Here is a 13026-nt window from a genome sequence, read left to right as displayed (position 1 = left end):
ACTAACTTTCTCGAATGGATTACCTGAATCACTTACAAAAAGACAAAAAACTGAAACCGCTGTTGCAGGCAGGGCCCCTGAAAATAACGAAAAGGAAGAATGTGCCTGTCCGATTAATGGCAAGTATAATGAGCCAGCAGTTAAGTACGAAAGTGGCTGCTGTTATTTATCAGCGATTTCTGGATTTGTACAATGGCAAGGATCCTGAATTGTCGCAAGTTCTCTCCACTCCGGATGAAAAATTGCGTGCTATTGGTTTGAGTAATGCAAAAGTGAATTATGTCAAAAATGTAGCATCGTTTTGTATTGAGCATTCAATCACCGATAAAACACTTGCCAAAAAAGACAATGAAGACATTATTGATTTATTGGTACAAATAAAAGGTGTGGGAAGATGGACGGTAGAAATGTTATTGATGTTTACATTAGGTAGAGAAGATGTATTTGCAGTGGATGACTTAGGTATACAACAAGCCATGTGCAATATATACAAGATAGACCCTGCCGATAAAAAGGCCATGAAAATAAAAATGAAAGCCATAGCACAAAAATGGTCGCCTTATCAAACCTATGCCTGTATGCATTTGTGGCGATGGAAAGACAGTTAATCAGGCTGAATTTCTTGCTGCATTGATAATTCCAAACATGGAGCGGGTAACTAGTTTTTCGTAGTTAGTTTTTTCTTCTTCCGAAATAGTTTCCTTTTTTAGCTGATGAAGTGCATATTGCTGAATGGTAAGCAAAGGAAGTACAATTTTGTCTCTCATTAAAATAGAAGCCCTGCCTGTTGCATCTTCCTCCATCAGTAATTGATTGCCGGATAGTTCAAGCACCAATGCCTGGGTTAAATCGTATTCTTCTTTAATCAGTTTCCAGATAGGTCCATAAGCTGCATCTTCCTGAATATAAGCAGTCAAAGGGAAAAACGATTTCAGCATACTCATCATACTATTGTCAATCAGCGTTCTGAAAAACGCTACTTCATTAAAAAGCGTTTTCACTTCTTCCCACCGTCCTGCATCTTTCATTTTTTGTAGTGCAGTCCCAACACCGAAATATCCGGGAACATTTTGTTTTAACTGACTCCAGCTGCCTACAAAGGGGATGGCCCGAAGGTCTTCAAAAACCAGTTGATTGGCATTTCCTCTTTTGCCAGGCCGGCTCGCAATATTGGATTTGCTGTAATAATTCAGCGGACTGAATTGTTGCATATAGGGAAGGAACTGAGGATGTTTTTTAAATGACTGGTAAACTTCATGACTGATTTTACCGAGTTCTTCCAATAAAACTTTGTTTTCAGCTATAATGTCTTTTCTGTTTTCAGCAAAAACCGTATTGCTGATACCTGCACTTAATAGTTGTTCCAGATTGTATTGGGCAGACTTTAATGTACCAAAATTAGATGTGATGGTCTGTCCCTGAATAGTCAGTTGTATTTCTTCGTTTTCAATGGCATTGCCCATGGATGCATAAAACTTATTGGTTTTGCCGCCTCCTCTGGAAGGGGGGCCGCCCCTGCCATCAAAGAATTTAACTTTGATACCAAATTTACGGGAGATGCCTGTAAGGATTTCCTTTGCCTGATAGATACTCCAGTTGGCTTGTAAATATCCTCCATCTTTAGTGCCATCACTGAATCCCAGCATGATGGTCTGGGCATGATTTCTAGCTTTCAAATGCTTCTTATATACCGGCAATTCATACAGCCAGGTCATGATACCCTCAGCATTTTTTAAATCTTCAATGGTCTCAAATAAAGGTACTATGTCTACAGATAGCTGTTGAATATTCCAACCACATAATTTGAAAAGGGTGTAGACCTCAATCATGTTAAGCGCCGACTGACAATTGCTGATGATATACCGATGACAGCCTTGTTCGCCATTTAATTGCTGGATGGAATGAATGGCAAAAATACTTTCAACCGTATCTTTTGCAATGGTGCTGGTTGTGTCTGTTGGTTCAATGACGCTTTCTACTGATAATAATATTTTTATTTTCTCTGTTTCACTGAGTGAAGCATAGTCATCGGGAAGTATGCCTTTTTTATCCTGCCTTTTGAGTGTTTCATCAATATCTGCTATAACAGCAGTATGAATTCTGCTATCCTGTCTTATATCGAGTGATGCAAACCAGGTGCCAAAAATGGTAACTTTATTGATTAGGCTATTAATTCTGTTCAGGTAAAGACCATGATGGTCAGCAATGACCATTGCTTTAATGGCATTCAGTTTTTCTAATAATTCTTTTTGTTGCACTCTTCTGCTATCTTCCGGGCGAAACACATTCTCATACAATTGAGCTTCCAGCTGTGTTATCAGCTGATCTACCCCGGCAAATGTTAGTCTTCGCTTGAGTAAACGAATATCTCTATAATAACATACAATGATGGCACTTCTTAATGATTCAGCCACTTTTAAAGTAGTAGCTGCATTCACAAATGGATTGCCGTCTCTGTCTCCTCCCGGCCAGAAGCCTAGTTCTATAAATGGGTTATTGTTTTCTTCATTCAAGATTTCTTCGTGAATGAAGTTGTAAATATTTCCAATAGACTTATATAGAATATTTTCCAGGTACCACATCAAATTAATGGCTTCATCAAAAGGAGTGGGCTGTTTCTTGTTAAAGAAAGGAGTGATACCCAATTGCTGTATATAAAGATTAATGGTTTCAAAATCATTCTTTGCAATGGCTTCTCCTAAATCATGAATAATACCCAAAACATTACCGGGATAAAACTGTGTGGGGTGAGCGGTTAAAACAACTCTTACTTTAAAGCTCCTTAGTTTTTCTTTTAGTAAAGGTAATTTCCCCTTAAAATAAGCTTCGTTATATAATGCCTTCAAACTTCCGGTTCCATTGAGCTGATTTACTGAATCAAATGCGGCATCTTCAATGGCATCAAATAGTACTACCTGTCTTTCTATATACTGTACGAATTTAAAAAGGCGGCTGATTTTCTCCTTCTCATTATCAGCCATCGTATGTCGCTCAAAAAACTGATCAATGATATTCATGGGGCTTTTCCCTTCTTGATAACCGTCTATACAGGCTTGTAACAAAATGGGAAGTAATGCTCCTACATTGGCTATTCCTGAAAAAGGGAGCGCTGCAAATAAGCTATTATAGATAGTGTATTTGTCTGTAACATTCTGTCTGAATGATTGAATTGCTTTTTTAGTATTCATATTGATACGTCTGAATATACAAATTATTTTTCAGGACATTAAACCTTCACAGTCATTTTTTATCTAACTTAAAATACAATTGTAACAGTTTGAATCAAGATACAGCATTGGTGAAGCGACTAAAAACCCCTTCTGAAAAAGATTCGGCATTCACAGATCTGGTAAAAAAATATCAGGAAAAATTGTATTGGCATGTCAGAAGAATGGTGGTTAATCATGATGATGTTAATGACGTGCTACAGAATAGCTTTATTAAAGTATGGAATGCCCTGGATAATTTCCGGGAAGACAGCCAGCTCTACACCTGGCTCTATAGGATTGCAACAAATGAAAGTCTTAGTTTTTTGGCACAGAAAAACAGAAAACAGGCTGATTCTTTTGATGATATTTCCGAAAGCTATGCCAATCAGGTAAAAGCGGATGCTAATTTTGATGCCAATCAGTTGGAATGGAAATTACAACTAGCCATTCAGCAACTTCCCGAAAAACAAAAACTGGTATTCGGACTTCGCTATTTTGATGAAATGAGCTACGAACAAATGAGTAAAATCCTCGATACGAGCGAAGGTGCACTGAAAGCCAGTTATCACCATGCAGCTAAAAAAATTGAAGAATTTATCAAATCCAATTAAACCCCTTGCAAGGCAATTGGTCATATATATCGAGTATGGAAAACAAACAAACCATAGAGCAAGAATTGGAGCAGATTGCTCCTTTATTGAACCGGATTAGCAAAAAGCCAGTTCAAACACTGCCAGCGGACTATTTTGAAAAGTTGACTATTCCAAAACCTATTGCTTCGGCTAGCGTAGTGAGTATGAATTCGGCAAGGAAATGGTACGGTTGGGCGGCAGCCGCCGTTGTTACAGGTATTTTGGTTTTGGGGGGATTACAGCTGATGAATTCATCTAAAAACACGCTGGAAAAGCAAGTAGGCATGGACTATGCTGAACTGACTTCTTTGAATGTAAATGAATGGGTTCAAAAAATCCCCAATGAATCAATTGACGAATATCTACAGTCTGCCAATGCATTGGCAGGATCGGACAATAGTTTACACCACTACACTGTAGATGGGGTAACCGGAACAACTGTGACTGGGATATCAGATGAAGAACTGCAGCTTTATCTGAATGATTAAGTAAAACGTAAAAAAAACAAAAATGAAAAAATTACTTTTAATGATGGCAATGAGTGTGGCTGTTGCTGCACACGCACAGGAACCACCGCCACCTGGTAAAATGGACAGAATGCCCGGAGCACCTGGAGAGCCCAGGGGGCCGAGGCCACCTAAGCCTCCGCATGTAGAAGCACTGAAAGTTGCTTTTATAACACAGCAATTGAACTTAACTGCAGAAGAAGCACAGAAATTCTGGCCCTTACACAATAGTTATATGGCCGAGTTGAAAAAAGCCCGTGAAGCCAATAAAGATGCGGAGCTGGCTTTTGAAGAGCAGGCACTTTCTATCAGAAAGAAGTATAACAATGACTTTAAAAAAGTATTGAACAATGAAGAAAGGGTAAATACTGTTTTTAAGCTAGATCGTAATTTCAATGATATGATGCGTCAGGAAATGATGCGTAGAGGTATGAAGCCGCAAGGTCCCAATCAAAAACCAAACAGGCCCGCTTTACGTAAAAGAATAATGGAGCGTAATCAAAGAGACTCCTCTTTTAGGAAAAATTAAGGAGATAGGTTTTTAAAATCAACACTTTTTGTATAATTAGGTTGAATGATTAAATACCGGGCTGGAGATATCGTGGTAAAACAGGTACTTCCAGCCTTTTTCTTTTCCCTCTTCCCACCATTGTTTGCGCAATTCCATACATTTTTTGCCATCAAAATCATACTTGGCTACAAATCTGCTTTTCATTTGTTGTAATTGAGGCGAATCGTCTCCACCAAAAAAAATGATTTCATTTCCTTCTGTAATGGTAAACACCTGATGATATTTGGAATGAGCACCCGTTAACTGATATTCAATATAGCCATCAATGAATCCCTGATCATCATTAAGCCAAACCACTTTGCTAAATTCATCCAGAATGGCAATATCTTCCTGTACATAAGAAGCAGAGCCAATTCCCATGGCAAATTCAAATTCTCTTCTCTGCACATAATAGTTGGCGTAAGGAAAAGCAATGAATTGCTCCCTTGTCAGAAAGTTTCTTGTAGTAATGCCTCCTGCATGGTCTTTGTGTAAGTGACTCATTAAAACTTTTGTAATCTGTGAAGGATTGTATCCGGCTTTTTCCAGATTGTAATAAATCTGCGGGATACCATTGGACATATTATACCCAAGGCCTGTATCTATTAATATCACGTCTTTAGAAGTGATAATTAAAAATGGCTGTATCTCAACCAGTAAACTTCCAATAGGTCTGCTGTTTAATTCTTCTTTTGTTGTGTCGAAAGGAACAAATACTTTGGTTTTATCAATGGTAAAACTTCCTTCTGATAAGGGGATTATGGTCATAATATTCAATTAACGCAAAACCATCTGGCGGTCTGCATCCAGTCTTAATAAAATAAAAATCAAAATAGTAAAAGTGAGCAAAGAAGAACCTCCATAACTAATTAGTGGTAAGGGGATACCAACAATCGGAAACAATCCAATTGTCATACTCACATTTACGGCAATATGGAAAAATAAAATACTGACAACACTATAAGCGTATACCCTGCTGAAAGTACTTCTTTGTCTTTCTGCAATTCTTACGATTCTGAATAGCAGTGTTATGTATAGAATCAGAAAGAATAAACATCCTAAAAAACCGAAAGCTTCGCCGAGAGAGGTAAAAATGAAATCCGTATGTTGTTCGGGAACATATTTGCCTCGTGTTTGTGTACCCTTCAGGAAACCTTTGCCTGTAAACCCTCCCGAACCAATAGCAATTTTACTTTGGCGTACATTGTAATCGTCAGGCTTTCTAGGTGCTTTTTCATTTCCTGTCTGCTGTTTCTTCATCGACTTTACATTGTCTGCACAATTGTAGTCTTTACCTACCATGCTATAGATACGGGTGCTCTGGTAACACTCTAATACATTATTGAAAATATAGGGAATCACAAATCTTTGTGTTCCTGCACTAATTAACCAGGCAATAAAAATGATGGTAATTACTCCTTTGTTTCGCTTAGCTTGTCTTCTGGCTATGTATATTAGAAACACAGCAATTATAGTTAAGGCTATCAACAAGGTATTGGGCTCAATAATTAATGAAGCAATTACCAATGCGCCAAATGATGAACCAATAATCAGAATTTGTGCCGGCAATCCCTCTCGATACATGGCAATCAGGAAAGATGTGTATACCAGTGCAAGACCAAGTTCGTGTTGTAAAATGGATAAAACGGCCGGGGCCATTGCGATGGCACCTCCAATTAATTGATATTTTAATTTACTGAAATCAATTTCCTGTCTAGATAAAAATTTGGCTAATGCAAGTGCAGTAAAAATTTTACAGAGTTCTGCAGGTTGCAAGTTAAAACCGCCTCCTAAAGGAATCCAGCTTTTAGATCCGTTGATATTTTTACCGATTACAAAAGTGGCCACCATAAGTAACAGGCCAAATACGTACATCAGATTAGCAAATGCAGTAAAGAGTTTGCTGTCAGTTAAAATAATGAAGGTAGCAATCAAGACACAAAATCCCGCAAAGTATAGTTGCTTGCTATAATTTGTTTTTCCACCAATAAAAGAACTGAATACATTAATACCTTCACGGTATTCTACCATGAAAATGCAAAGGATGCCAATGGCTACCAAAGTAGCATATAGCCAGATTACAGGGTAATCTACTCCCTGTGAGATACTTTTATTTTTTGTCATTGTCTGCGACCCTCCATTTTTTTCTTCTTAGATTCTGAAATCAACAGAGCGGCTTTAATTTTATATTTTTCAGTACTATCTTTTTTATTGCCTACAGGTTTGCTTCCCTGTTCTAAAATGGCTTCCGTATTGTTTTTAGGAATTTCTTTATTGGTTTCAGCCTCTTCTTTTTCAGCAGCTTCTTCCAATGCAAGTTTTGCCAGTCGTGCAGCACGTTCTGCATCTTTTCGAGTATACCAGTTTTTTATGGCTTGTGGTACCAGATCCATGTTGGTGATTCTTTCTGCAGTTGCTTTCCCTGCAGTACTTAAAGTGTCATTCAAATATTTCTCCATGATCAATCCGGCAATTGGGCCTGCTGCAACAGATCCATATCCTCCATTTTCTACAACCACAGCTACTGCTATTCTGGGATTGTCTTTAGGGGCAAATGCAACAAACAAGGAGTGGTTTTTTCCATGAGGGTTTTGTGCTGTACCTGTCTTAGCACAATATTCTACACCTGGTATTTTGATATGAGCAGCAGTACCGTAAATAGTTACATCGTGCATTCCATCGTTTACCGCCTGATAATCTCTGTCTGAAATATTGGTTACCTTATGCTTGGTCCGATATTTATTCAGTAGGGTAGTATCTTCTGTTCTTTCATTTTCGATGCTATCAACAAAATGTGGTGGGAAATAATATCCTCTGTTGGCAATGATGCACATCAGATTGGCCATTTGCAAAGGGGTGGCAGTCATTTTATCCTGTCCAATACCTAGTGTTAATACACTGCAGCTATTCCATCTTCTGGCTCCTCCAAAAAATCGATTGTACACACTGGTGTCAGGAATATTGGCTTTGTCTTCACTGGGCAAGTCTACTTCCAATCTTCTTCCGAGACCGAAGGCATTCATGTATTCTTTCCATTTTAAATAGCCCTGATTTGAATTTCCCCATTTTTTATTGTCCAGTGCTTTTCTAAATACATCCGAGAAATAAGAGTTGCACGAATTGGCCAATGCCAATCGTAAATTGGCAGCATGTCCTGCATTACTATGTTCACATCTTACGTATACACCACCACAGGCACCATAGCCTCCTGCACAACCAATGCCATAGTCAGAAGTTATTAATCCCTGATCCAACGCAACTAAAGCACCCAATGGTTTAAAAGTAGAGCCTGGAGGATACTGACCTTTGATAGCTCTGTTATACATAGGTTTGGCAGTATCCATCACCATCCTTCCCCAATTTTTTCTACGCGCATTTCCGGTAAGTACATTCGGGTTATAAGTAGGACTAGAAACCATGCTGATGATGCCACCCGTTCTTGGGTTAATGGCTACAGCACTCCCTATTTTATTCTGTAATAATTGCTCTGCCAATTGTTGTACTTCTACATCAATACTGGTATAAAGGTTTCTTCCGGCAATAGGTATGGTATCAAAAATTCCATTTTCATAAGAACCCTGAATCCGGCTTTTATTGTCTCTAATAAATCTTTTGATACCTCTTTGTCCCATCAACACAGATTCATAGGTTTTCTCCAGTCCACTCATACCTGCGTAGTCACCCATTTCGTAACCAAGGTGTTTGTTTTTTCTTAAATAAGCTGTATCCACTTCAGCAATATATCCCAGCAATTGAGCAGCAGTATTAAACGGATAGGTTCTTACTGATCGTTCACTAAGTACAAACCCCGGAAACTTATACATGTTTTCTGTAAGCTTGGCATACAAATCGGGACTTAATAATGGCTCGAAAATACTAGGACGCACTCGGGTATTTTTAAAAATAGCATCCAGCATTCTTTTTTTATACTCTGAAGTGTCAATGCCTAAAATAGCACAAAGTGTTGCCGTGTCTGTGCCTTTAGTTTCAGCAGGCGTAACTACTAAATCGAAACTGATGGTATTTTCTAGTAAGGCTCTTTTTTTACGATCGAAAATAATGCCTCTGTCAGGGTAAATAATTTTCCGATATATGGCATTGTTTTCTGCAGCCAGTTTGTATTGAGAAGAAAAAATCTGCAGGTTAATGAGTTGAGCAGTAATGACTATAAATACAGCCCCAATGATGATTTGGATAACCCTTCCACGGCTTTGATTAAATACGGACATATGCAGGAAACTGTCAATGGTTTTGACACCGTGAAATTAAGCAATCTGCAGGGTTGTTGACAGGAATAATTTTAGCTATTGGTTCTGTACTTGGCTTTTCTGTTAAATAAAAGCTCAGTCAAAAAAATCAGTAACAAACTGATACCGGTAGTGCCTGCCACTTTTCCAAGGAAATAACCAAAACTTCCGAATTGAAGCCATTCCAGCAGCACCAGGTAAAAATGGTGTACAAATGTGAGTAAGCCTACATACAGTCCAAAAGGTGCCCAGCCCATGCTCTTGATGCTTGGTTCTACATAGCTTTGCTCTGTGGTTTCTTGTGGTATCAATAAACTTAATAAAAAGGGACGTATATATCCAATTAAGGTACAGGCCGCAGCGTGTAATCCCATGGTTCCAGTAAAAAAATCCATCGTTAATCCGAATAGAAACGAAAGTGCCAAAACACCCCATCTGCCCATTTTAAATGGCAGCCAAAGAATGAATACAAAATAAAGATAAGGAACAATGAACTGATGCAATGCTGGAATCTTATTCAGTACAAATTCTTGTAACAGAATGAAAAAGGCAAACCTGAATATATTGATTAAAAGGTTACTCATTGATTCTTATTGCGATTTTCCAGTTCTATTTGTTCGTTGTATCGGGTATTGTAAATTACATCTACGTCTTGAATACTAAAGAAATTCGTAGCGGTCTTTATTTTTAAAGTATAATAATTGGTAGCAGGATCTGCAGTAATGGTAGCAACTCTTCCAATCATTAAATGTGAAGGAAAGTTAGCAGAATAAGTACTGGTTAACACGGTATCACCCTTTACTACCTTTGCACTTTTAGAAACGTTTCTTAAAATCAGTAAGGATGGATCTGCACCATCCCATTCAATGCTTCCTGTAGTATTGTCTTTCTTCAACATGGCAGAAACCTTGCTATTTCTATGAAGCAGACTCATTACTTTGCTCAGATTGGCGGAAACATCAACTACTACGCCTACAATTCCATCAGGACCAACAACAGCCATGCCTTTTTTAATTCCCTGGTTTTCTCCTCTCTCCAGCATTAGATAATTGTTCTGCAGTGTGTAAGAGTTACCAATTACTTTGGCGGGCAAATAAATGAATTTTCTGTTCCTACCCAATGTATCTCTGTAAGTGCTGTCTGTAATTTGAAGGGCAGTCGTGTCTGGCGATATAAAATTGCTAGACAGAGCATTTCTTAAGCGGGAATTTTCTACAGCCAGTCGCTGGTTGGTTTCTTTCAATTGAAAGTATTGCTGCAGCTTGGCATAGCGGCTGTTGAAATAGCCAGTCACTTCAAATGTAATGCCTGAGAAGTAAGTCTCATGTGTTTTGCTGGAATTACTCAGCATTACAATACAAAGAATTTGCAACAGCAGAAAGCTGAGGAAATTGAAGTATTGCCGTATAAACAGGAAAATATTTTTCAAAGCCTATTCGCAGTTCTATCTCATGATGAATGGGAAACGCTGATAATTTTTCAGCGCCAAGCCCGTACCTCTTACCACACTTTTCAATGGATCATCGGCAACATGTACTGGCAATTTAATTTTAGCGCTTAAACGCTTGTCCAAACCACGTAAGAGGGCTCCACCACCCGTCAGGTATAATCCCCTACGATATATATCAGCTGCTAATTCAGGAGGTGTAGTTTCCAATGCTTTTAAAATAGCTTCTTCTATTTTGAAAATGCTTTTATCCAAAGCTTCTGCAATTTCCTGATAGCTTACCATGATTTGTTTAGGAATGCCAGTAACTAAGTCTCGACCATTTACGGGCATATCATCCGGCGGATTGTCCAGATCTTTCATAGCAGCACCCACATTGATTTTGATTTGTTCTGCAGTACGCTCACCAATTAATAAACTATGGTATCTTCTTAATGCTTCCATGATGTCTGCAGTGAATTCATCCCCTGCAATACGGATACTCTGATCGCATACAATACCTGCCAAAGCAATTACGGTAATACCTGTTGTACCACCCCCAATATCAATAATCATATTACCTACCGGCTCTTCTACATCAATGCCAATACCCAATGCTGCCGCCATAGGTTCATGAATCATGTATACTTCTTTTGCACCTGCCTGTTCTGCACTATCTCTTACCGCACGCTTCTCTACTTCTGTAATAGAGGAAGGAATACAAATGACCATTCTCCAGCTTGGAGGGAACAAAGGTTTTTTGGGATAAATCATTTTCATCAACTCACGAATCATTAATTCCGCTGCGTTGAAGTCGGCAATTACACCATCTTTTAATGGACGAATGGTTCTGATGCTTTCGTGTGTTTTTTCGTGCATCATTAAAGCCTTCTTGCCCACCGCCAACACTTCTTTCATGTTGTTGCGGTTTAATGCTACAATAGATGGTTCGTTTACCACCACATCGTCGTTATGAATGATAAGGGTATTGGCAGTACCCAAATCCATGGCTATTTCCTGTGTAAAAAAATTAAATAATCCCATTGTATGGTTCGGTTCTTATGTATTTGAATGCAATGTGTACAAAGGTGCTTGAAATTAGTGGAATTAACAAGGGAATTCAAAGCCAATATCATTTCTGTAGTACATTCCCTCGAAACTGATTTTTTTAAGGGTTTGCTTTGATTTGGCAACGGCATCGCTTATGTTTTCACCATAGGCTGTAACAGCTAAAACCCTGCCACCATTTGTTAAAACCTGCTCTTCTTTGGAAATAGTTCCTGCATGAAATATCAGGGTATCCTTCGGAACCTCAGCAGCAGCGGGCAATTCAATGGTTTTCCCTTTTGCATAATCGCCCGGATATCCTCCGCTAACTGCCATAATTGTAGCGGCACTTCGTGAATCAAAACTGATATTGGCATCTTCTAGAGTTCCATTGTCCATGGCCGCAAACAAAGCCACCAGGTCGGTTTGCAGTCTGGGAAGTACCACTTCAGTTTCAGGATCCCCTAGGCGGCAATTGTACTCAATCACAAAGGGCTCCCCGCCCATATTCATTAAGCCGAAGAAGATAAATCCATGGTATTCCAGCCCTTCTTTGGCCAACCCTTCAACTGTAGGGCGTATAATGCGGTCCTCGGTTTTTTGCATGAAAGCGGCGTCCATAAATGGAACAGGGCTTACACAGCCCATTCCTCCGGTGTTCAAACCGGTATCTCCTTCTCCAATTCGCTTATAATCTTTGGCGTGCCCGATAATATGGTAGGCGGAACCATTGGTTAATACAAATACACTGACCTCAATTCCTTTTAAAAAGGATTCAATCACTACTTTTTCGCTGGCAGCTCCAAATTGTTTCTGGAGAATCATTTCACTGAAACAATCCAGTGCTTCCTCTGTAGAATTGGCAATTACTACGCCTTTTCCTGCAGCCAATCCATCTGCTTTTAAAACTACTGGCAAAGTATGCTGCTGGATATACGCTTTGCCTGCCTCAAAACTATCCGCAGTAAATTCTGCATAGCTGGCAGTTGGAATGCCATGTCTTTCCATGAATTTTTTACTAAATGCCTTGCTGCCTTCCAATTGCGCTGCGGCTTTGGAAGGTCCTACTACAATGATATGTTGCAAGGCTTCATCGTTCTTGCAGATGTCGTAGATGCCTTTCACCAGTGGTTCTTCAGGCCCAACCACCAGCATATGAATTTCTTTTTCTATACAAGTATGCTTAATGCCATCAAAATCGGTAACCGAAAGGTTGAGATTGATGCCAAAGCTTGCTGTGCCTGCGTTTCCGGGTGCTATATACAATTGATCACAGTGATGACTCTGGGCCATTTTCCAGGCCAATGCGTGTTCGCGTCCTCCGCTCCCTAATAAAAGAATATTCATGTAGACTAAATTGGTGGCGAAAATAACCCATCCCTTTCATTTTTATTACTATTTTGAGCCAT

The 13026-nt window shown here is 39.1% G+C and carries 12 protein-coding genes; 4 read left to right on the top strand and 8 right to left on the bottom strand.

Features of this window, described 5'->3' with window-relative positions; translation table 11 throughout:
* Nucleotides 1-14 precede the first annotated feature (14 nt).
* Nucleotides 15-608, top strand: coding sequence for a DNA-3-methyladenine glycosylase family protein (locus tag TEGAF0_RS08085; RefSeq protein WP_264897590.1), 594 nt, complete (start codon nt 15-17; stop codon nt 606-608).
* Here the strand turns inward: TEGAF0_RS08085 and TEGAF0_RS08080 are convergent, their stop codons facing one another.
* Complete coding sequence (locus tag TEGAF0_RS08080) at nt 609-3188, bottom strand: phosphoenolpyruvate carboxylase (protein ID WP_264897589.1); 2580 nt, start codon at nt 3186-3188, stop codon at nt 609-611. It abuts the gene before it with no gap.
* 89 nt (nt 3189-3277) lie between these two features.
* Here TEGAF0_RS08080 and TEGAF0_RS08075 point away from each other — a divergent pair, with 89 nt between their 5' ends.
* Genes TEGAF0_RS08075 through TEGAF0_RS08065 form a run of 3 tightly spaced genes read left to right on the top strand, consistent with a single transcriptional unit; the run spans nt 3278 to nt 4876 of the window.
* Complete coding sequence (locus tag TEGAF0_RS08075) at nt 3278-3820, top strand: RNA polymerase sigma factor (protein WP_264897588.1); 543 nt, start codon at nt 3278-3280, stop codon at nt 3818-3820.
* Nucleotides 3821-3855: 35 nt separating this feature from the next.
* On the top strand, nt 3856-4329 hold the full coding sequence (locus TEGAF0_RS08070) for a hypothetical protein (RefSeq protein WP_264897586.1): 474 nt from the start codon (nt 3856-3858) through the stop codon (nt 4327-4329).
* A gap of 22 nt (nt 4330-4351) precedes the next feature.
* The gene (locus TEGAF0_RS08065) at nt 4352-4876 is read left to right on the top strand and encodes a hypothetical protein (protein WP_264897584.1); all 525 of its coding nucleotides are present in this window, start codon (nt 4352-4354) and stop codon (nt 4874-4876) included.
* Nucleotides 4877-4912: 36 nt separating this feature from the next.
* Here TEGAF0_RS08065 and TEGAF0_RS08060 read toward each other — a convergent pair whose 3' ends face one another.
* The 7 genes from TEGAF0_RS08060 to purD form a co-directional block, all read right to left on the bottom strand.
* A complete protein-coding gene (locus TEGAF0_RS08060) occupies nt 4913-5665 on the bottom strand; it encodes an MBL fold metallo-hydrolase (protein WP_264897582.1) in 753 nt (250 codons plus the stop codon).
* A 9-nt stretch (nt 5666-5674) separates the two neighbouring features.
* Nucleotides 5675-7021 carry a rod shape-determining protein RodA gene (gene rodA, locus TEGAF0_RS08055; RefSeq protein ID WP_264897581.1) on the bottom strand — a complete coding sequence of 449 codons (1347 nt, stop codon included), beginning with the start codon at nt 7019-7021 and terminating at the stop codon, nt 5675-5677.
* Entirely contained in the window at nt 7018-9126 is a 2109-nt protein-coding gene (mrdA, locus tag TEGAF0_RS08050) for a penicillin-binding protein 2 (protein ID WP_264897580.1), read from the bottom strand. Before mrdA ends, rodA begins: the two co-directional genes overlap by 4 nt.
* 71 nt (nt 9127-9197) lie before the next feature.
* Nucleotides 9198-9728 carry a rod shape-determining protein MreD gene (locus TEGAF0_RS08045; protein WP_264897579.1) on the bottom strand — a complete coding sequence of 177 codons (531 nt, stop codon included), beginning with the start codon at nt 9726-9728 and terminating at the stop codon, nt 9198-9200.
* On the bottom strand, nt 9725-10573 hold the full coding sequence (gene mreC, locus TEGAF0_RS08040) for a rod shape-determining protein MreC (RefSeq protein WP_264897578.1): 849 nt from the start codon (nt 10571-10573) through the stop codon (nt 9725-9727). Before mreC ends, TEGAF0_RS08045 begins: the two co-directional genes overlap by 4 nt.
* A gap of 15 nt (nt 10574-10588) precedes the next feature.
* Nucleotides 10589-11614: a rod shape-determining protein gene (locus TEGAF0_RS08035; RefSeq protein ID WP_026750259.1), complete on the bottom strand. Its 1026-nt coding sequence runs from the start codon at nt 11612-11614 to the stop codon at nt 10589-10591.
* Nucleotides 11615-11677: 63 nt separating this feature from the next.
* On the bottom strand, nt 11678-12964 hold the full coding sequence (gene purD, locus TEGAF0_RS08030; protein WP_264897575.1) for a phosphoribosylamine--glycine ligase: 1287 nt from the start codon (nt 12962-12964) through the stop codon (nt 11678-11680).
* Between the last annotated feature and the right edge of the window lie 62 nt (nt 12965-13026).

Origin of the sequence: Sediminibacterium sp. TEGAF015, assembly GCF_025997995.1 — a bacterium.
Lineage (GTDB): Bacteria > Bacteroidota > Bacteroidia > Chitinophagales > Chitinophagaceae > Sediminibacterium.
The sequence above is the reverse complement of the archived record's forward strand: the minus strand, read 5'-3'. Positions and strand labels throughout refer to the sequence as shown.

What these genes read in the sequence shown, in the direction of transcription:
- TEGAF0_RS08070 (WP_264897586.1), top strand. Translation starts at nt 3,856, where the DNA reads ATGGAAAACAAACAAACCATAGAGCAAGAATTGGAGCAGATTGCTCCT.
- TEGAF0_RS08065 (WP_264897584.1), top strand. Translation starts at nt 4,352, where the DNA reads ATGAAAAAATTACTTTTAATGATGGCAATGAGTGTGGCTGTTGCTGCA.
- TEGAF0_RS08080 (WP_264897589.1), bottom strand. Translation starts at nt 3,188, where the DNA reads ATGAATACTAAAAAAGCAATTCAATCATTCAGACAGAATGTTACAGAC.
- purD (WP_264897575.1), bottom strand. Translation starts at nt 12,964, where the DNA reads ATGAATATTCTTTTATTAGGGAGCGGAGGACGCGAACACGCATTGGCC.
- TEGAF0_RS08035 (WP_026750259.1), bottom strand. Translation starts at nt 11,614, where the DNA reads ATGGGATTATTTAATTTTTTTACACAGGAAATAGCCATGGATTTGGGT.
- rodA (WP_264897581.1), bottom strand. Translation starts at nt 7,021, where the DNA reads ATGACAAAAAATAAAAGTATCTCACAGGGAGTAGATTACCCTGTAATC.
- TEGAF0_RS08085 (WP_264897590.1), top strand. Translation starts at nt 15, where the DNA reads ATGGATTACCTGAATCACTTACAAAAAGACAAAAAACTGAAACCGCTG.
- mrdA (WP_264897580.1), bottom strand. Translation starts at nt 9,126, where the DNA reads ATGTCCGTATTTAATCAAAGCCGTGGAAGGGTTATCCAAATCATCATT.
- TEGAF0_RS08060 (WP_264897582.1), bottom strand. Translation starts at nt 5,665, where the DNA reads ATGACCATAATCCCCTTATCAGAAGGAAGTTTTACCATTGATAAAACC.
- TEGAF0_RS08045 (WP_264897579.1), bottom strand. Translation starts at nt 9,728, where the DNA reads ATGAGTAACCTTTTAATCAATATATTCAGGTTTGCCTTTTTCATTCTG.